This window comes from Arsenicicoccus sp. oral taxon 190 (assembly GCF_001189535.1).
Lineage (GTDB): Bacteria > Actinomycetota > Actinomycetes > Actinomycetales > Dermatophilaceae > Arsenicicoccus.
In genome coordinates, this window is sequence record NZ_CP012070.1 from 2137312 (window position 1) to 2156042 (window position 18731).

Genomic DNA, 18731 nt, shown 5'->3' on the forward strand with positions numbered 1-18731 from the left:
AGGGGATGGCGGGCGCCGCTCAGCCCTGCATCGCCTTGATGATCGCGACTGCCTGGGTGACGCGCTCGCCCCCGTCCGGCTCCCGGGCGGCCCACCAGGCGTCGTCGAGCTCGCGCAGGATCGTCCAGGCCCGCGCTCGGGCGGGGTCCACCCCGGCGGGTTCGCAGGCGTAGTCGACGCGGAAGCGCAGGTGGTTGCGCAGGCTGTAGGCGCGCACCGCCTCGTCCCACCGGTTGTGCAGGAGCGGGGCGACGGCCAGCGCAGGCTCCCCGGCAATCGGCTTGGGGTCGATCGCCAGCCACCCTGACACCGCCCCCGGCCGGTCGGCGGCCAGCGCGTTGCCGTAGTGCAGGTCGGCGTGCACGAGCCGGGCGTCCACCTGCGGGTCGGCCGCCAGGTCCGCGGCCAGGCGCCGCCCCTGGTCCACGAATCTCGGCGGCACCGGCGGCGGGCTCTGCGCCAACCGTGCCCCGATCCGCCCGCACCACGCGGACGCGGTGCCCAGCATCGGCAGCGCCGGCCGGTCCAGCGCGGCATGCAGCGCCCCCGCCGTCTCGCAGGCGTCGAGGACCGGGAGCGAGCTCAGGTCGCGATCGGGGTCGAGACGCTCCAGCAGCACGGCCCACCGGCTCGGGTCGGCGGCGAGCAGCCGGACGGCTCCGCGACCGGCCCAGGCACGCAGCGCGAGGTGCTCGTGCCGGGCCTCCTCGTGCGGCCACGTCACCTTGAGCATCGCCGGCTCGCCCTGCCGCGCGACCGGGAGGACCAGGGCGCACACCCCGTGCAGGGGCGCCCCGTCGGGCCGCAGGTCCCACCGGTCGAGCAGCTCGGCCACGTGGACCGGCAGCCGACGCAGCCAGGTGTCGCCGTCGACCCCGAGCCCCGGGCCCGGCTCGGCGGGTCGACCGGTGACCAGGTCCGCCAGCGAGGTGGGGACGAGGTCGTCGGGCATCGCCGTCACGGCACCAGGCCGGGGAACGCCCGGAGCGGGACGCCCCACTCCGCCCCCGCGGCGAGGGCGTCCGCCACGAGCCGGCTCACGGTCACGACGCCCTCCGGGCTGCCCGTGGCGTCCGGCCAGGCGGCACCGCACCGCAGCTCGAGGGTGCGCAGGGCATGGGTCACCAGACGTCGTGCCGCCGCCGCGTCCGGGACCGCGAAGGGCAGCGACGGGCCAGGGGAGGCGCCCCCGGTCGCGCCCCCGGTCGGCCCGGTCGTGCTGCCGGTCGGGTCTGTCGCGCTGCTGGTCGGGTCGGTCGCGCTGCTGGTCGGGCCGCCGCCGGTCGACGGCGACGGGGTGCCGCCGGATCGTGACTGCAGCCGCACGACCACCGCCTCCACCCGGTCGAGCTGCGCCGCCACGGGCGCCCGGTCAGCCGGGGGAGTGCGCGCGGCCGCCACCTCCAGGAAGAACCTGGCCTCCCGGTGCGCCGCGACCAGCGCCGCGTCGGCGGCGGTCGCGGTGCCGCCCCAGGCCGGCCACGGCACGCTGCCGCCGAGCCCGGCGGCCAGCCGCGCGCGGCAGGTCGCGAAGGAGGCCAGCATCGCCACCCGGCGCTCGTGGGCGGTGCCGAGCCCGGCCACTGCCTCGCCGCCCCACGCGGCGGCCTCCCGCTGGGCCAGGGAGGCCGCGGTGACCGGCGGCGCAGTGGGTGCAGTGGTCGCAGCCGACGAGCCCGCCGAGCCGGACGAGCCTGACGAGGTGGACGAGCCCGTCGGCAGGGCGCCCACCGCGTTGCGCACGTGCGGCGGCACCCGCCGGTCGCGCAGCTCCTGGTCGAAGACGCGCGCGTGCGCCTCGTGCAGCCGCGCGGCGGTGGCCCCGGGGGCGCCCAGGGCTCTCGCCATACGGGCCAGGTCGGTGGCGTCGCGCCACGCGGCCAGGATCAGTGCCTCGTCCTCGGTCGGCTCGCGGGTCGGGATCAGCGGCACCTGCGGCGCGTCGTCCTCCAGCCGCACCCGGCAGCCGGTCAGCAGACCCAGCGGCAGCAGCGCCGCCGCGCCCAGCACCAGGCGCCGCGACGGCTCAGGGGCCCGGCCGGCGGGCGGGGGCGAAGGCTGCACCATGACGGCGATCTTGCCACCCGCACGCCGCCCGCCGAGCGACCACGGAGGTTCGAGGCCGTATGCCGTGAGACCGGACGGGGCCACTCGATAGAGTGAGGGAGTCGTGGCGGCGCGCCCCGAGGCACTACTGTGTGAGCCTTGCCCAGCGCCACCACCGCTCGGGCGACACACCATCACAGCGGAGGCACCAATGGTCACCAAGGGCACCGAGCAGGACGTGCGCCAGCTGCTCGCCCCCTCGCTCGCCGAGCTGGGTCTCATGGTCGAGCAGCTCACCGTCCAGCAGGTCGGCAAGCGCCGCCTGGTCCGGCTGACGGTGGACACCGACCTCGTCTCCGCGCCGCCCGCGGACGAGACCACTCCCGTGGAGCCTCTCAACCTGGACCTGGTCGCCGACGCGACCCGCGTCGTGGGGGACCTGCTCGACGAGTCCGCCGTGATGGGCGACCAGCCCTACGTCCTCGAGGTGGGCTCGCCCGGGGTGGACCGGCTGCTGACCGAGCCCCGCCACTTCCGGCGCAACGTCGGTCGCCTCGTGAAGGCCGCCACCGCCGACGGGGCCGTCATCGGGCGCATCCGGGCGGCGGGGCCTCAGGCCGTGACCCTGGAGGTGTCCGACTCCAGCGGCGCGGGGACGCGCCAGCTGCCCTACGCCGACATCACCCGCGCCCAGGTGCAGGTGGAGTTCACCCGCGCCACGGAGGAGAAGAACTGATGGACATCGACATGGCGGTCCTGCGGATGCTCGCCACCGAGCGCGAGATCCCCCTCGACGTCCTCGTCAAGACGATGGAGGAGGCGATGCTCCTCGCCTACTCCAAGACCGAGGGCGCCGCCCGCCGGGCCCGCGTCGAGCTGGACCGCAAGACCGGCACCGTCACGGTCTGGGCCACCGAGGACCTCGGCCCCGTCGCCGAGGGCGAGGAGCGGCCCGAGCCGCGCGAGTATGACGACACCCCCGCCGACTTCGGGCGCGTCGCGGCCTCGACCGCCCGCCAGGTCATCCACCAGCGGATGCGCGACCTGGAGGACGAGAGCGTCCTCGGTGACTTCCGCGGCAAGGAGGGGGACATCCTCTCCGGCATCATCCAGCAGGGCTCCAACCCCCGCGTCGTCCAGGTCGCCCTGGGCGGTGGCGTCGAGGGGGAGCTGCACGTCTCCGAGCAGGTGCCGGGAGAGCGCTACGTGCACGGCGAGCGCATCCGGTGCTACTGCGTCAGCGTCAAGCGCGGCCCCCGTGGTCCGCAGATCATGCTGTCGCGCACCCACCCCAACCTCGTGCGCAAGCTCTTCGCCCTCGAGGTCCCCGAGATCGCCGACGGCAGCGTCGAGATCGCCGCGCTGGCCCGGGAGGCCGGCCACCGCACCAAGATCGCGGTGGCGGCCAAGGCGCCCGGCGTCAACGCCAAGGGTGCGTGCATCGGCCCGATGGGCGCCCGGGTCCGGGCCGTCATGACCGAGCTGCACGGCGAGAAGATCGATATCGTCGACTTCTCCGAGGATCCCCGCACCTTCGTCGCCGCCGCCCTGTCCCCGTCGCGGGTCGTGTCGGTCGACGTCGTCGACGAGCGGGCCCGGGCCGCCCGCGTCGTGGTCCCGGACTACCAGCTCTCCCTCGCCATCGGCAAGGAGGGCCAGAACGCCCGGCTCGCGGCCAAGCTCACCGGGTGGCGCATCGACATCCACCCGGACACGCCTGGCGGGGTCGCGCCGCCCCCGCGCGGCGGCGACGCCGAGGCGGAGGGCCGCGCCGTGGAGGCGGCGGACCGCGCCGAGGGGCCGCAGGAGCCTGGCAGCGGCGCCCCCGAGCAGGGGTGACCGACCCGGTCGCGGTGCGGCGACACGCCCGGGGACGCGGTAGACTGGACGGGTCCGGTCCCTCGACCACCTCGACATCGCCCTCCGACGGTGCCGGCGGCGACTCCCCGTCGCAGCCGATGCGTACCTGTGTGGGTTGCCGTGAGGTCGCGGCCCGGACGGCTCTCCTGCGAGTGGTCGCGGAGTCGGACGACGACGGGCAGTGGCACGTCGCGGCCGACCCGCACAAGCGCAGGGCGGGGCGCGGAGCCTGGCTCCACCCCGACCCCGCGTGCCTCGACCTCGCCGTGCGTCGCAAGGCGTTCGGCCGCGCCCTCCGAGCGGAGGTGGCGGTCGACGCCCCTGCGCTGCGCGCCTGGGTGGAGGAGCAGGCCGCCAGCAGGAGCCGGAGCGTCGACACCCCGTCGTCGCCCCTGCCAGCACCGTCCGAGAACCGAAAGCGGGTTTGACGCTATGAGCACCCGATGAGTACTCAGCGATGAGCAGCCCCCAGCAGTAAAAACGGTCCGTGACCGGCGGAGGACATCTCCGCGCCCGCCCGGACCGAGATCAAGGAGAATTGTGGCTAAGGTCCGGGTCTACGAGCTCGCCAAGGAGCTCGGAGTCGAGAGCAAGGTTCTGCTCGAGCACCTGAAGAACCAGGGAGAGTTCGTCCGCGCGGCGTCCTCCACCATCGAGGCGCCTGTCGTGCGCCGCATCCGGGAGTCCTTCCCGACCGAGCTGGCCGGCGGTGGGTCCAAGCCCGCCAAGCAGGCCGCCCCCGCGGGCGACAAGCCCGCCCCCTCGCGCTCCAGCGCACCCGCCCCCTCGCGCCCGACGCCGGGTCCGGCCAAGAAGGCCGCGCCGGCGGCGCCCGGCGCTCCCACCCAGCAGCGGCCCGCGGCGCCCGCGTCCCCGTCCGGTGACGACGCGTCCCGCACCCCCGCTGCCGCGGCGCCGAGCACGCCGTCTGCGAGTGCTCCCGCCGCCGGCACCCCGGCGCCGAGCGCCCCGGCGCCGAGCGCCCCGGCGCCGAGCGCCCCCGCGCCGAGCGCCCCGGCGCCGAGCGCCCCGGCGCCGAGCGCCCCGGCGTCGAGCACCAGCCCGTCGCCCGCTGCGAAGGCCGCCCCCGGCCCTCGTCCTGCCGCTCCCGGCCCGCGTCCCGCGGCACCGGGCCCGCGCCAGCCCGGCGGTCGCCCCGCCCAGGGCGGTCGCGGTGGCGCGCCGCGTCCCGGCAACAACCCCTTCGCGCCGTCCCAGGGCATGGGTCAGCGCGGCGAGCGCCCGGAGCGCTCTGAGCGCACCGAGCGCCCCGGCCGTGACGGTGCGGCCCCTCGTCCGGGCGGTCAGCGCCCCGGCGGCGGCGCCGCTCGGCCCGGCAACAACCCCTTCGCGTCCTCCCAGGGGATGCCCCGCCCGCAGGCCCCCCGTCCGGGCGGCTCGGGTGGCGCAGCCGCCCCGGGTGGACCCCGTCCCGGCGGACCTCGCCCGGGCGGCCCGCGCCCGACGCCCGGCGCCATGCCGAGCCGGTCGTCGGTCCCGCGTCCCGGTGAGCGCCCCGCCCGCGGCGGCGGTGGCGGTCGTCCTGGCGCCGGTGGCGGCGGCTTCCGCCCCGGCGGCGGCACCGGCGGACCCGGTGGTGGCGGCGGCTTCGCCGGTCGCCCCGGCGGCCGTCCCGGTGGTGGCGCCGGTCGCGGTGGCACCCAGGGCGCCTTCGGTCGTGGCGGCAAGCCCGCCCGCGGCCGCAAGAGCAAGCGCGCGAAGCGCCAGGAGTTCGAGCAGATGCAGGCGCCGTCGATCGGCGGCGTCACCGTGCCCCGTGGCGACGGCTCCACCGTCGTGCGGGTGCGTCGCGGCTCGTCCCTGACGGACTTCGCCGACCGCATCAACGCCAACCCGGCGTCGCTGGTGACCGTGCTCTTCCACCTCGGTGAGATGGCCACGGCCACCCAGTCGCTCGACGAGGACACCTTCAAGGTGCTCGGCGCCGAGCTCGGCTACGACATCCAGGTCGTCTCCCCGGAGGAGGAGGAGCAGGAGCTCTTCGCGTCCTTCAACATCGACCTGGAGGGCGAGGACTACTCCGACGAGGAGCTCCAGGCGCGCCCGCCGGTCGTGACGGTCATGGGCCACGTCGACCACGGAAAGACCCGGCTGCTGGACGCGATCCGGCACGCCAACGTCATCGACACCGAGGCCGGCGGGATCACCCAGCACATCGGTGCCTACCAGGTCACCGTCGAGCACGAGGACCAGGAGCGCAAGCTCACCGTCATCGACACCCCCGGTCACGAGGCCTTCACCGCCATGCGTGCCCGTGGGGCCAAGGTCACCGACATCGCGATCCTCGTCGTGGCCGCCGACGACGGCGTCATGCCGCAGACCATCGAGGCGCTCAACCACGCCCAGGCCGCGGACGTGCCGATCGTGGTCGCCGTCAACAAGATCGACGTCGACGGGGCCAACCCCGCCAAGGTCCGCCAGCAGCTGACCGAGTACAACCTGATCGCCGAGGAGTACGGCGGCGACACGATGTTCGTCGACATCTCGGCCAAGCAGGGTCAGAACATCGACCAGCTGCTCGAGGCCGTCCTGCTCACCGCGGACGCCGCCCTCGACCTGCGCGCCAACCCCGAGACCGACGCCCGCGGCGTCGCCATCGAGGCCAACCTCGACCGTGGCCGCGGCGCGACGGCGACCGTCCTGGTCCAGCAGGGCACCCTGCGGGTCGGAGACGCGATCGTCGCCGGGTCGGCCCACGGCCGCGTCCGCGCGATGCTCGACGAGCACGGCAAGCAGGTCAAGGAGGCGACCCCGTCGCGTCCCGTCCAGGTGCTCGGCCTCGCGTCGGTGCCCCGCGCCGGCGACACCTTCGTCGTCGCGCCGGACGACCGCACCGCCCGCCAGATCGCCGAGAAGCGCGAGGCTGCCGACCGCCAGGCCTCCCTGGCCAAGGCCCGCAAGCGCATCTCCCTCGAGGACCTCAACGAGGCTCTCGCGGCCGGCAAGGTCGAGACGCTCAACCTCATCCTCAAGGGTGACGCGAGCGGCTCGGTCGAGGCCCTGGAGGACGCCCTGCTGCAGATCGACGTGGGCGACGAGGTCGACCTGCGGATCATCGACCGCGGCGTCGGCGCGATCACGATGAACAACATCAACCTCGCCGTCGCCTCCAACGCGGTCATCATCGGCTTCAACGTCCGCGCCGAGGGCCAGAACGCCGAGTACGCCGACCGCGAGGGCGTCGAGATCCGCTACTACTCGGTCATCTACCAGGCGATCGAGGAGATCGAGGCTGCCCTCAAGGGCATGCTCAAGCCGGAGTTCGAGGAGGTGGAGCTCGGCACCGCCGAGATCCGCGAGATCTTCCGCTCCAGCAAGTTCGGCAACATCGCCGGATCGATCGTCCGCAGCGGCGAGATCAGGCGTGGCGCCAAGGCCCGCATCACCCGCGACGGGGTCGTCGTCGCCGAGAACGTCGAGGTCGCCGGCCTCCGACGCTTCAAGGACGACGTCACCGAGGTGCGCGACGGCTTCGAGTGCGGCATCAACCTGGGGTCCTTCAACGACCTCCAGCTCGGTGACCTCATCGCCACCTACGAGATGCGCGAGAAGCCTCGCGACTAGTGAGACCGCGGGGACGAGCGGGCCGGACCTACCATCCGCCGCTCGTCCCTCGCGGCTCCCGCCAGGCCCGCCACGGCCCGCCCGCTCGTCCCGCCGTCCGTCCCTGCACAGGGGCAGTGACCGGACCCGCCACGGTCGGGCGAGCCGTCCCTGCGCCCCGTTTCCCACGTTCTCCCTCCGGTGCACCTGCCGCGCAAGAGGGCAGGAGGTCAAGCAGTTGTCGTCGTACGTTGCGTTGGTGTCGCCGTCGCACAACCGGGTGTATGCCGCCGACGCCGCCCGCCTCATGGGGGCCGAGCTCGACTGCGTCGCCCGGGCCCTGCTGCCCGACGGGGTCGGGGACGTCACGCCCGTCCAGGTGGCGGGGGTCGACTACCTGGGCTTCGAGACGGCGGCCCCGCTGACCGGCGACCGGCTCCGGGCGGTGAGCGTGCTGTCCGGCATACAGGCTCTCTATCAGCGTGAGGGTGACCTGCTGCGGCCCGTCGCGCTCGAGCGACCCGACCGGTTCGGCAGCGACCTGGTGACGATCCCGAAGTACCAGGGCAAGACCAACGAGCAGTTCACCCGCACGCTGCTGACCGTCACCGCGATGGCCGGCGCGTGGCCGGAGCGCTACCTCGACGGGACCATGACGGTGCTGGACCCGATGTGCGGTCGCGGCACGACCCTCAGCACCGCCCTCACGCTCGGCCTCGACGCGACCGGGATCGACCTGGACGGCAAGGACTTCGAGGCCTACCAGGCGTTCCTGACGACCTACCTGCGCCGGCACCGCATCAAGCACCGCGCGACCACCGGGGCCGTCCGCCGCCAAGGGAAGACCCTGGGGCGGCGCTACGACGTGGAGCTGGCGGCCGACAAGGCCGACTACAAGGCCGGGCGGCTGCAGCACCTCACCTACCTCAACCTCGACACCACCCGGCTCGAGGGCCTGCTGCCCGCCGCCCAGACCAACGTGATCGTGGCCGACACGCCCTACGGCGTGCAGCACGGCAGCCACGGCGACCGCCTCGACCGCAGCCCCGTCGACCTGCTCGACCGGGCCCTGCCGGGGTGGCTGCGCGCGCTGCGCACCGGCGGGACCATCGGCCTGGCCATCAACCGCCACGTGGCCCCCCGCGACGACGTCGCGGAGCTCCTGACCCGGCACGGGCTCACCGTGGTCGAGAGCGGTGGCTACGGTGGACTCCGTCACCGCGTCGACGCCTCCATCGACCGAGACGTCGTCGTCGCCCGCAAGGGCTGACCCCGAGCCAGCACCACCGGCCCCGGCACCCCCGCCGCCGGCCCACCACCCACGACGAAGGGGCACTCCCATGGCAGACCCGGCACGCGCACGCAAGATCGCCGACCGCATCAAGGTCGTCGCGGCCGAGTACCTCGAGCACCGGCTCAAGGACGAGCGCCTCGGCTTCATCACCCTCACCGACGTGCGGGTCACCGGCGACCTGCAGCACGCCACGGTGTTCTACACGGTCTTCGGCTCCGACGAGGAGCGCGCCGCGACCGCCGAGGCCGTCCAGGACAACCTCGGCCGGATCCGGTCCCACGTCGGCAAGGCCCTCGGGATCCGGCTCACCCCGAGCCTGGAGTTCGTGGCCGACGCGCTGCCCGAGACCTCCTCCCAGCTGGAGGAGGCGCTGCGCAAGGCCCGCGAGCGCGACCAGGAGCTGGCGGCGCAGCGCGCCCAGGCCGCGTATGCCGGGGACGCGGACCCCTACAAGAAGCCCGCCGAGGCCGAGGCCCCGGCGGAGCCCGCCGACGACGCCCACGAGGCCGAGCGCGACGACACCGTCGACGGCTACGCCCCGGTCCCGCCGCCCGCCTCGGTCCGCGACGGCGGGGTGGACGCCGAGGAGGCGGCCCAGCTCGAGGACGTCGCGGCGCTCGACCTGACCGACCAGGACCAGGACGCGGCCCAGGGCACCGGCCGTGCCGATGGCTGACGCCGCTGCGGTCCGGGCCGGCGGTGACGCCGGCCCGGACGGGCTGCTGGTCGTCGACAAGCCGGCCGGCTGGACCAGCCACGACGTCGTCGGTCGGGTCCGACGGCTGGCGGGCACCCGCAAGGTCGGTCACGCCGGCACCCTGGACCCGATGGCCACCGGCGTGCTCGTCCTCGGCGTGGGCCGGGGCACCCGGCTGCTCACCTTCCTGGTCGGGTGCGACAAGAGCTACGACGCGACGATCCGGCTCGGGCAGGCCACCGTGACCGACGACAGCGAGGGCGAGGTCACGGCCAGCGCCCCTGTCGCCGAGCTCACCCCCGAGATCGTCTCCGCCGCCGTGGCGCGGCTGCGCGGCCGCACCGAGCAGGTCCCGAGCGCCGTCTCCGCGATCAAGGTGGACGGGCGGCGCTCCTACGCCCGGGTCCGCGACGGGGAGGCCGTGGTGCTGGCGGCGCGACCGATCACGGTGTCCCGCTTCGACATCCACGACCAGCGCGTCGCGGGCGAGGTCGCCTACGACGTCGACGTCACCGTCGACGTGTCCTCCGGCACCTACGTGCGCGCCCTCGCCCGGGACCTGGGGGAGTCCCTCGGGGTGGGCGGCCACCTGACGGCGCTGCGCCGCACCCGCGTGGGCGGCTACGGCCTGGACCAGGCGATCGACCTGGCCTCGGCGAGCCAGGCGTATGACGACGCGCGCTCCCGTCTCGGGGTGGACCGCCTCGCGCGCGGGGACCTGCCGGCCCTGCCGCTGCTCGACCTGGCGACGGCGGCGCGCGCGGCCTTCCCCGTCCACGAGCTGACCGAGGCGGAGGCGCGGGCGCTCGGCTACGGCCAGCGCGTGGAGTCGGCGCTGACGGGGGAGTCCGTGGTGGCGGGCATCGGCCCGGACGGCCGCCTGGTGGCGGTGCTCGACGAGTCGCGGCCGGTGGCCCGCAGCCACGTCGTCCTGGCGCCTGCCGGGACCTGACGTCCGCCCGTCGAGACGGTCTGCGAGGTAGGTCTCCTATAAGGAATGGTTATGGGTGTCCAAAGCCAACATCCTGGCGTGGGCACCCATCCACCACCGATCAGGAGACCACCCCATGTCGCTGTTCCTCATCGAGCTCGTCCCCGCCGACGCCACCCGTGAGGGCGCCCAGGCGCTCATCGAGACCCTGGCCGCCCGGAGTACGGGCACCGGCGCCGAGCTCATCGAGTCCCAGGTGACCGCCGACGCCGGCCGGGTCTTCGCGGTGCTCGAGGCGGACGACGCCGACGCCCTCGCGCCCCTCGCGAGCGTCGACGGTGCCGCCGAGGTCACCGCCCCCGCGGAGGTCCGGCTCGTCGGCGCCGAGCTCGCCGACATCAAGGCGGCCCGCCCGCACGCGGGCTACCTCGTCGAGTGGGACCTGCCGGCCACCCTTGACATGGACACCTACCTGGCCAACAAGAAGGCCAAGTCCCCGCGTTACGCCCAGGTCCCCGAGGTGGCCTTCCTGCGCACCTACGTGCGCGAGGACATGCTCAAGTGCCTGTGCTTCTACGACGCTCCCGACCAGGACACCGTGGTCCGGGCCCGCGAGGTCGTGCAGACGCCGATCGACCGCCTGCACCAGCTCGCCTGAGCGTCGACCGATGACGACAGTGACCTTGGAGCCGGTCCGGGCCTGGGCCGCGGAGCGGTCCGATCAGGTGGACCGCGGGGAGCTGGCCGCCTCCGAGGCGGTCGCGCTGCTGGCGGCCGACGGGCTGCTCGACCTGGGCGTCGACGACACCGCGGCGGCGGTCGCGGCCGGCGGGCCCACGGCGGCCGTGTCGCTACGGTCCATGGGCGACGTCATCGCGGCCGTGGCGGAGGAGTGCCTGAGCTCGGCCTTCAGCGTCTGGGCCCACCGCATGGCCATCGAGTACCTCGCCCGCGGTCGCCGCTCGGCGTTGTCCGAGGACGCGTTTGCCGAGCTGCGCTCCGGCCGGCTCGTCGGGTGCTCCGCGATGGCGGCAGCCATGAAGCAGGCCTCCGGCCTCGGCGACCTCGGCGTCACCGGGCGGCGCGAGGGCGACGAGATCGTCCTGGACGGGTCGATCGCCTGGGCCTCCAACCTGGTCCCCGGCGCCGTCGTGGTGACCGCGGTGGACCTGGCAGGGGAGCCGCCGGTCGTCACGTGGTTCACCGTCGGCAGCGCGGGCGTGCAGGTGCAGCCCGCCCGGGGCCTGCTCGCGCTCGAGAGCACCGCCTCCGGCCGGGTGGTGCTGCAGGACGTGCGCACCCCCGTGGCGGCGGTGCTGTCCGAGGACCTGCCCAGCTTCACCGCCGGCTTCCGGCCCACCCTGCTGCTCCTGCAGAGCGCCTTCTGCGTGGGGCTGACCCGGCGCTGCGTGGCCGATGCCCTGGCCGGGCTGGGGCGCCCGGAGACCCGCGCTCTGGACGGCGAGGTCCACGAGCTGGCGGCCCGCGCCGACGAGGTCGAGCGGCGCTGGCAGCGGGCCGTCGCCGACCCGGCCCCGGTGACCAGGCACGAGCTGTTGCGCCTGCGCCTCGACGCCAGCCACGTGTGCCAGGACGCGACGCGTCTGGCGGCGACCCTCGCGGGTGGCCGGGGCTATGTCGCGACCAGCACCGCCTCGCGCCGGTTGCGGGAAGCCGCCTTCCTGCCCGTCCAGTCGCCCTCGGAAGGACACCTGCGGTGGGAACTCTCCTCGTCCAGCTGAGGGGCGTCGGCGTGTCCTACGGGTCACGGGTCGCCGTCCGCGAGGTCGACCTCGACGTCGAGCAGGGCCGCCAGCTGGCCCTGCTCGGCCCGAGCGGGGCCGGCAAGTCCACACTGCTGCACGTCCTCGCGGGGGAGCAGCACCCGAGCGCCGGCACGGTGCACCGGCCGGGGACGCCGCGCATCGGCATGGTCTTCCAGCAGGCGCGGCTCATGCCCTGGCTCACCGTCCGGGACAACCTCGCGCTCGGCCACGCCTACGCGGCCAACGCCGACGTCCGCAGCCTCCCGCTGGTCGAGGAGCTGCTCGACCTGCTGGGCCTCGCCGGGCACGCCGGCGCCTACCCGGACCAGCTGTCCGGCGGCCAGGCGCAACGCGTCGCGCTGGGACGCGCCCTGGCGGTGCGCCCCGACCTGCTGCTGCTCGACGAGCCCTTCAGCGCCTTGGACCCGGCGACCCGCGGGGAGCTCCAGGGTTGGCTGCGCCGGCACCTCACCGAGCGCGGTCTCGGCAGCGTCGTCGTGACGCACGACATCGACGAGGCGCTCGTCCTCGCCGACCAGGTCGTCGTGCTACGGCCCGGCGGCACGGTCGCGCGTCGCTGGTCGATCACCCCCGCGACCGACCACGTGGCGGCGGCCGGCCACCCGCTGCGGGCGCAGCTGCGCGCGGCATACGACGAACCCGCCCAGGACACCGGCGCGCCCGAGCCCGGCGCCGACCGCGGGCGGCGCGGGCGCCGGCTGACCCATGTCTGAGGGCCGCAACCGCACGGCGCTGACCCGGCGCGAGCTCCTCCTGGCCACCGCGCGGGGCAGCGCGGCGCTCGGCCTGGCCGGCCTCACCGCCAACGGCGCCCGGATCGCCCTGGCGCCCACGGTGTCCGGCTGGCTCGACGACGGGGGTGCGCTGGGCCGAGAGCTGCGCATCGGGTACCTGCCCATCACCGACGCCGCGGCGCTGCTGACGGCCCACCAGCGCGGCTTCCTCGCCGAGGCCGGGCTGCCCTCCGCGCGCCCGGTGCTCTTCCGTGGCTGGGAGGCCCTCGCCCAGGCGTTCCTCGTCGGGGACGTCGACGTGGTCCACCTGCTCATGCCCTTCGCGCTGCAGCTGCGCCTCGCGCAGCGCGCCGACGTCCGCGTGCTGGCCTGGGGGCACACCAACGGCTCGGCCCTGACCGTGGGCCCGTCCATCACCCGCACCGAGCAGCTCGCCGGGACGACCGTGGCCATCCCCTACTGGTGGAGCGTGCACAACGTGCTGCTGCAGCGGCTGCTCGCGGCCTCGGGGCTGCGGGCCGTGGTGCGCCAGGCGCCGTCGGTGACCGCCGGCACGGTGCAGCTCGTGGTGATGTCCCCGGCGGAGATGGTGCCCGCGCTGGCCTCCGGACGGGTCGGTGGTTTCGTGGTGGCCGAGCCGTTCTGCTCGGTCGCGGAAGTACGGGGGGTCGGGCACGTCCTGCGTTTCCTCGGCGACGTCTGGCACGACCACGCCTGCTGCGGCATCGCGGTGCGGGGTGACCTCGTCGACGCCCACCCGGCCGCTGCCCAGGCGCTCACCACCGGCGTCGTCCGGGCCCAGCAGTGGCTGGAGGGCCATCGTGCCGAGGCCGCGTCGGTGCTCGGGACCGAGGGCGGGTACCTGCCCCAGCCCAGCGCCGCGGTGTCCCGTGTGATCACCGGACGGCGGCCGGCTGCCGCGATCACCCGCCACCCCGCTTGGCAGGGTCAACGGCTGGGCTTCAGCGCCTTCCCCCGGCCCGGCTACACCCGGGAGCTGGCGACCCTCATGCAGGCCACGGCCGTCGACGGCGACCGGGGATTCCTCAGCGGGATCGACGCGGCGACCGTGCACGCCGGCCTCGTCGACGACCGGTTCGTGCGGCAGGCGGCCCGCGACCTGCAGCTGCCCCTGCCCACCACGACCCCCGAGGAGGTCGCCCCATGACCGATCCCCGTCACCGGGCGCTGCCCGCCGTGGTCGGCCTCCTCGCCGCGGTCGCGGTGTGGTGGCTCATCACCGACGTGCTGCTCGCGAGCTGGCCGCTGATCCCGCAGTTCTCGCCGGTGCGCACCTGGCAGGGGCTGGTCGAGCTCGCCCGGGACGGCCGGCTGCTGACCGACGCCTCGATCAGCGTCTTCCGGCTCGCCAGCGGTCTCGCGATCGCCGGCACGGTCGGCGTCCTCGTGGGCGCGCTCGTCGGGCTGGTCCCGTGGATCGACGCGGCGACCCGGCCGGTGCTGCTCTTCCTGCGCATGGTGTCGCCGCTGTCCTGGGCACCCGTCGCGATCGCGCTCATCGGCATCGGGGACGTGCCCGTAATCGCCCTGGTCGCGGCCACGGCCGTCTGGCCGGTCCTGATGGCCACCGTCGAGGGTGTCGGACGCGTGGACGCCGGGCACCTGGAGGTGGCTCGCACCCTCGGCGCCTCCCGACGCGAGACGGTGCGCTCGGTGGTCGTGCCGTCGGTGCAGCCCTTCGTGCTGTCGGGTCTGCGCGCCGCCATCGGCATCGCGTGGGTGGTGCTCGTGCCCGCCGAGATGCTCGGGGTCACCTCGGGGCTCGGCTACGAGATCCTCAACTCCAAGGACCAGCTCGCCTACCACCACGTCACCGCCCTGATCGTGGTCATCGGCACGATCGGTTTTGCGGTGGACCTCGTGGCGCGCCGGGCCCTGCGCAGCCGGCGGGAGCGCGACGAGGAGCGCCGCTCGGTCACCCGGCCCACCCACGACCCCCTGGAGGCTCTCGTATGACGATCCGCGTGGTCGCCGTCAGCGCGGGACTGCGGCCCACGTCGGCCACCCGCCGCCTCGCCGACCTGCTGCTGCGGGCCTGCGAGGAGCAGCTGCGGCGGCGACCGGAGCAGCGGCAGCAGCATCTGTCGGAGCACCGGGCGGGCGACGACGACGTCCGGACCGCCGTCGTCGAGCTCGCCCCCGTCGCCCACGCGGCGCTGGACCGGCTCATGACCGGCGCCCCGTCGGCCGAGCTGGACGCCGCGCTGGGACAGCTCGGCGGCGCCGACGCGCTCGTGGTCGTCACCCCCACCTACAACGGCTCGTTCAGCGGGCTGCTCAAGCTGGTCCTCGACGTCGCGGACCGCACCCGGCTGCGGCACACCCCGGCGATCGTGGCCGGCACCGGCGGGTCGCTGCGGCACACGTCGGTGCCCGACCTTGCGGTGCGGCCGTTGCTAACGGCGTTGCGGCTGCACGTCGCCCCGACGAGCGTCTTCGCCGCGCCCCCGGACTGGCAGGAGGACGGCTCGCCGACGCCGGCGCTGGCCGACCGGGCGGCCGAGGCGGCCGCGCAGCTGCTGGCGCTGGTGGAGGTGGACCGGGGGTGCGCCGTGGACCGCGGCGCCGCACCGGCAGCACCCGCGGGGTCGACGAGCCGTGAGCGGGTGACCCCGCTCACGGCATACGGCCGGGCCGGGTCGGCGCGCCCGCCGGCGACGGTCAGCGGTAGAACGCCGCGATCATCGCGCTCTCGGCCTCGGTGAGGTGCTCGCGCATCAGCCGCTCGGTCGTGGCGGGGTCGGCGGCGCGGATGCCGTCGAGGATGTCGCGGTGCGCGGCATGCTCGCTGTCCGCGGCGATGTAGGTCGCGAGCGGGGGCAGCAGCGCGTGGGCCCGGGTCGTCTCGTCGTAGAGGTGCGCCAGCGTGGCCTCGGCGCGTCGGTTGCGGGCGGCCGCGGCGATGCGGCGGTGGAAGAGCGAGGCGGCCTGCACGGCAGCGGCGTGGTCAGTGGCTGCGACCTGCTGGTCGAGCAGCTCCTCGAGCTCGGTGACCAGCGCCGTCGTCACCCCCGCCGCGGCCGCGGCCGCCACCGTCGGCTCCACCGCCCGGCGCAGCTCCATCACCTCGCGGATGTCGTGAAAACCCATGCTGCTCACCGTGTATCCGCGACGGGGGATGACCGTCACCCAGCCCTCGACGGCCAGCATCTGCAGCGCCTCGCGCACCGGCGTCTTGGAGACGGAGTAGGTGTCGGCGAGGGCCTTCTCGATCAGCAGGTCCCCGGGGTGGAAGGTCGTCTCGACGATGCGCGCGCGGATCTCGTCGCGCAGGCGCTCGGCCATGGACTCCTGGGGCATGGAGCCATCTTGGCAGGTGCGGGCGGGCCGGTGGTGCCGGACCATCCGTGACCGCCCCTTACGGATCCGTGTCATATATCTGCAATATGTCTGCACCACCCCCCGCAGCAGGAGCAGACAACGATGTCCTCACGCACCTCGAGGTCGACGCAGACCCCGCCCGATCCAACCACGGCGGGCGGCAGCTCGACCGGCCCCCGGTGCCGCTGCGCGAGCTCCCGGCCGTCCGGGCCGCGGTCGGGCCGAGCGTGCCGCTCATCCTCGACTCGGGCATCACCTCGGGCGGGGACGTCGTCGCGGCGCTCGCGCTCGGGGCCGACTTCACCATGATCGGGCGCAGCTACCTCTACGGCCTCATGGCAGGAGGGGAGCGCGGCGTCGACCGGGTGCTGGCCGTCCTGGCGCGCGAGCTCACCGTCACGCTGCAGCTCCTCAGCGTCGGCGCCGTCGACGAGCTCGGGCCCGAGCACGCCCGCCTGCTGCACCCCTGACCCACCGGGCAGCGACCCGGTCCGGCATACGGGCTGGGCCGGGACGCGCCGGCAGTGTGACCTGGGTCCTTCCTTTTCCCAGGCTCACCAGGCAGACTCTCCCGAAACCTACCGGCGGGTCACCTGCTGCCGCCCCCACCTCACCGACGAGGAGCACCGATGCCGCTGCACTCCGCCCACGACGAGATCGTCGACTGGCCGCTGATCGAGGGCCGCGCCGAGAGCATCGGCCACGTCTTCCGCGACCGGGTCGCCCAGGACCCGAGCGGCGCTGCGTTCCAGTACTTCTCGGGTGACGAGCTGGTCACGCTCACCTGGCAGGAGGTCAAGACCCGCGGCTACGAGCTCGCGGCCGGGCTGCTGACGCTGGGCGTCGAGCACGAGGACCGGGTCGCCGTCGCGTCGACCACCCGCGTGGAGTGGGCGCTCGCGGACCTCGCGATCATGTGCAGCGGCACGGCCACCACGACGGTCTACCCGACGACCATCGCCAGCGAGGTCGCCTACATCATCAGCGACTCCGGCAGCCGGGTCATCTTCGCCGAGGACGACGCCCAGATCGCCAAGCTGCGCGAGCAGCGCGACTCCCTGCCCGACGTCCTCGCCGTCGTCACCTTCGACGGCACCCCCGACGGCGACTGGGTCATCACGCTCGACGAGCTGGCCGAGCGTGGCCGGGCCGCCCTCGCGGAGGACCCCGAGCTGGTCGACCGCCGGATCGACGCGGTGCGGCGCGAGCACATGGCCACCCTGATCTACACCTCCGGCACCACCGGGCGGCCCAAGGGCGCCGTGCTCACCCACGACAGCCTCGTCTACGAGGGCGCCGCCGTCGACGCCATGCACACGCTCTCGCGCGAGGACCTGCAGTACCTCTGGCTGCCGCTGTCGCACGTCATGGGCAAGCTGCTGCTGGCGCTCGCCTACCAGATCGGCTTCCCCACCGCGATCGACGGGCGCATCGACCGCATCGTCGACAACATGGCGATCGTGCGGCCCACCTTCATGGGGGCCGCCCCCCGGATCTTCGAGAAGGCCTACGCCCGCATCTCCACGGTGCTCATGGAGGGGCCGCCGCAGAAGGTCGCCATCGCCCGCTGGGCCCTCAAGGTGGGCCGTCAGGTGGCGGCGCTGCAGGAGGCCGGCGAGCCGGTCCCCGCGACGCTGCAGCTGCAGCACCAGCTCGCCGACCGGCTCGTGCTGTCCAAGGTCCGGGCCCGCTTCGGCGGCCGGATCCGCTTCATGATCTCGGGGTCGGCCAAGCTGGACCCGGAGATCTCCCGCTGGTTCGCCTCCGTCGGGCTGCTCATCACCGAGGGCTACGGGCTGTCGGAGACGAGCTCCGCGTCCTCGGTCAACCGGTCCGGCCCCGGCAACTACTCCTTCGGCACCGTGGGGTGGCCCGTGCCCGGCACGGAGTTCCGCACCGCCGAGGACGGCGAGATCCTGATGAAGGGCCCGGGGGTGATGCGCGGCTACCACAACGACCCCGACCTGACCGCACAGGTCCTGGTCGACGGTTGGTTCCACACCGGCGACATCGGCGAGATCGACCAGCGCGGCTTCGTCCGGATCACCGACCGCAAGAAGGACGTCTTCAAGACCTCCGGCGGCAAGTACGTCGCGCCCTCGCAGATCGAGATCCAGTTCAAGGGCCTGTGCCCCTACGCCAGCCAGTTCATCGTCTACGGCGCCCAGCGCAGCTACGTGACGGCGCTCGTGGCGCTGGACGAGCAGACGATCATGCCCTGGGCCGAGCACCACGGCCTCGCCGGCCGGTCGTATGCCGAGGTGGTCGCCTCTCCCGAGGTCGAGCAGCTCGTGCAGGGCTACGTCGACCAGCTCAACGCCGGCCTCAACCGGTGGGAGACGATCAAGCGCTTCTCGATCCTGCCGCGGGACCTGTCGGTCGAGTCCGGCGAGCTCACCCCCAGCCTCAAGCTCAAGCGCAAGGTCGTCGCCGAGCGGTTCGCCGACCAGATCGAGGGCAACTACCGCGCCTAGTG

General features: G+C 74.4%; 18 protein-coding genes. 15 read left to right on the plus strand and 3 right to left on the minus strand.

Going from position 1 to position 18731, the window contains the following annotated elements:
* Positions 1-19: 19 nt before the first annotated feature.
* Together ADJ73_RS09965 and ADJ73_RS09970 are read right to left on the minus strand one after the other, a co-directional pair.
* On the minus strand, positions 20-952 hold the full coding sequence (locus ADJ73_RS09965) for an aminoglycoside phosphotransferase family protein (RefSeq protein ID WP_082177148.1): 933 nt from the start codon (positions 950-952) through the stop codon (positions 20-22).
* Between the two features lie 5 nt (positions 953-957).
* Positions 958-2067 (minus strand): hypothetical protein, encoded by a 1110-nt coding sequence (locus ADJ73_RS09970; protein WP_156188198.1) that lies wholly within the window; start codon positions 2065-2067, stop codon positions 958-960.
* A 190-nt stretch (positions 2068-2257) separates the two neighbouring features.
* On the opposite strand from ADJ73_RS09970, the gene rimP reads away from it, so the two are divergent.
* The 13 genes from rimP to ADJ73_RS10040 all read left to right on the plus strand — a co-directional run bounded on the left by rimP (position 2258) and on the right by ADJ73_RS10040 (position 15639).
* Positions 2258-2782 carry a ribosome maturation factor RimP gene (gene rimP / locus ADJ73_RS09975; protein ID WP_050348144.1) on the plus strand — a complete coding sequence of 175 codons (525 nt, stop codon included), beginning with the start codon at positions 2258-2260 and terminating at the stop codon, positions 2780-2782.
* The gene (gene nusA, locus ADJ73_RS09980) at positions 2782-3885 is read left to right on the plus strand and encodes a transcription termination factor NusA (protein ID WP_050348145.1); all 1104 of its coding nucleotides are present in this window, start codon (positions 2782-2784) and stop codon (positions 3883-3885) included. The genes rimP and nusA overlap by 1 nt, the downstream gene beginning before the upstream one ends.
* 119 nt (positions 3886-4004) lie before the next feature.
* A complete protein-coding gene (locus ADJ73_RS09985) occupies positions 4005-4334 on the plus strand; it encodes a YlxR family protein (RefSeq protein ID WP_050348146.1) in 330 nt (109 codons plus the stop codon).
* 112 nt (positions 4335-4446) lie between these two features.
* Positions 4447-7491 (plus strand): translation initiation factor IF-2, encoded by a 3045-nt coding sequence (gene infB / locus ADJ73_RS16665; RefSeq protein WP_082176898.1) that lies wholly within the window; start codon positions 4447-4449, stop codon positions 7489-7491.
* A 238-nt stretch (positions 7492-7729) separates the two neighbouring features.
* Positions 7730-8740, plus strand: coding sequence for a TRM11 family SAM-dependent methyltransferase (locus ADJ73_RS10000; RefSeq protein ID WP_216593622.1), 1011 nt, complete (start codon positions 7730-7732; stop codon positions 8738-8740).
* Positions 8741-8810: 70 nt separating this feature from the next.
* A complete protein-coding gene (rbfA, locus tag ADJ73_RS10005) occupies positions 8811-9440 on the plus strand; it encodes a 30S ribosome-binding factor RbfA (RefSeq protein ID WP_082176899.1) in 630 nt (209 codons plus the stop codon).
* Positions 9433-10413 (plus strand): tRNA pseudouridine(55) synthase TruB, encoded by a 981-nt coding sequence (gene truB, locus ADJ73_RS10010; RefSeq protein WP_050348149.1) that lies wholly within the window; start codon positions 9433-9435, stop codon positions 10411-10413. Before rbfA ends, truB begins: the two co-directional genes overlap by 8 nt.
* A gap of 115 nt (positions 10414-10528) precedes the next feature.
* Positions 10529-11050 (plus strand): DUF4242 domain-containing protein, encoded by a 522-nt coding sequence (locus tag ADJ73_RS10015; RefSeq protein WP_050348150.1) that lies wholly within the window; start codon positions 10529-10531, stop codon positions 11048-11050.
* Positions 11051-11060: 10 nt separating this feature from the next.
* The gene (locus tag ADJ73_RS10020; protein ID WP_156188199.1) at positions 11061-12134 is read left to right on the plus strand and encodes an acyl-CoA dehydrogenase family protein; all 1074 of its coding nucleotides are present in this window, start codon (positions 11061-11063) and stop codon (positions 12132-12134) included.
* Positions 12110-12892, plus strand: a complete 783-nt coding sequence (locus tag ADJ73_RS10025; RefSeq protein ID WP_082176900.1) for an ABC transporter ATP-binding protein — start codon at positions 12110-12112, stop codon at positions 12890-12892. The genes ADJ73_RS10020 and ADJ73_RS10025 overlap by 25 nt, the downstream gene beginning before the upstream one ends.
* Positions 12885-14081 (plus strand): ABC transporter substrate-binding protein, encoded by a 1197-nt coding sequence (locus tag ADJ73_RS10030; protein ID WP_050348152.1) that lies wholly within the window; start codon positions 12885-12887, stop codon positions 14079-14081. Before ADJ73_RS10025 ends, ADJ73_RS10030 begins: the two co-directional genes overlap by 8 nt.
* Entirely contained in the window at positions 14078-14890 is an 813-nt protein-coding gene (locus ADJ73_RS10035) for an ABC transporter permease (protein WP_050348153.1), read from the plus strand. Before ADJ73_RS10030 ends, ADJ73_RS10035 begins: the two co-directional genes overlap by 4 nt.
* On the plus strand, positions 14887-15639 hold the full coding sequence (locus tag ADJ73_RS10040) for an NAD(P)H-dependent oxidoreductase (protein ID WP_050348154.1): 753 nt from the start codon (positions 14887-14889) through the stop codon (positions 15637-15639). Before ADJ73_RS10035 ends, ADJ73_RS10040 begins: the two co-directional genes overlap by 4 nt.
* Here ADJ73_RS10040 and ADJ73_RS10045 read toward each other — a convergent pair.
* Positions 15596-16234, minus strand: a complete 639-nt coding sequence (locus ADJ73_RS10045; protein ID WP_172669716.1) for a GntR family transcriptional regulator — start codon at positions 16232-16234, stop codon at positions 15596-15598. The two genes, ADJ73_RS10040 and ADJ73_RS10045, sit on opposite strands and share 44 nt — an antisense overlap.
* 86 nt (positions 16235-16320) lie before the next feature.
* On the opposite strand from ADJ73_RS10045, the gene ADJ73_RS10050 reads away from it, so the two are divergent.
* Both ADJ73_RS10050 and ADJ73_RS10055 read left to right on the plus strand, forming a co-directional pair.
* A complete protein-coding gene (locus tag ADJ73_RS10050) occupies positions 16321-16725 on the plus strand; it encodes an alpha-hydroxy-acid oxidizing protein (protein WP_082176902.1) in 405 nt (134 codons plus the stop codon).
* Positions 16726-16884: 159 nt separating this feature from the next.
* Positions 16885-18729, plus strand: coding sequence for an AMP-dependent synthetase/ligase (locus ADJ73_RS10055; RefSeq protein ID WP_050348157.1), 1845 nt, complete (start codon positions 16885-16887; stop codon positions 18727-18729).
* The last annotated feature ends 2 nt before the right edge of the window (positions 18730-18731 follow it).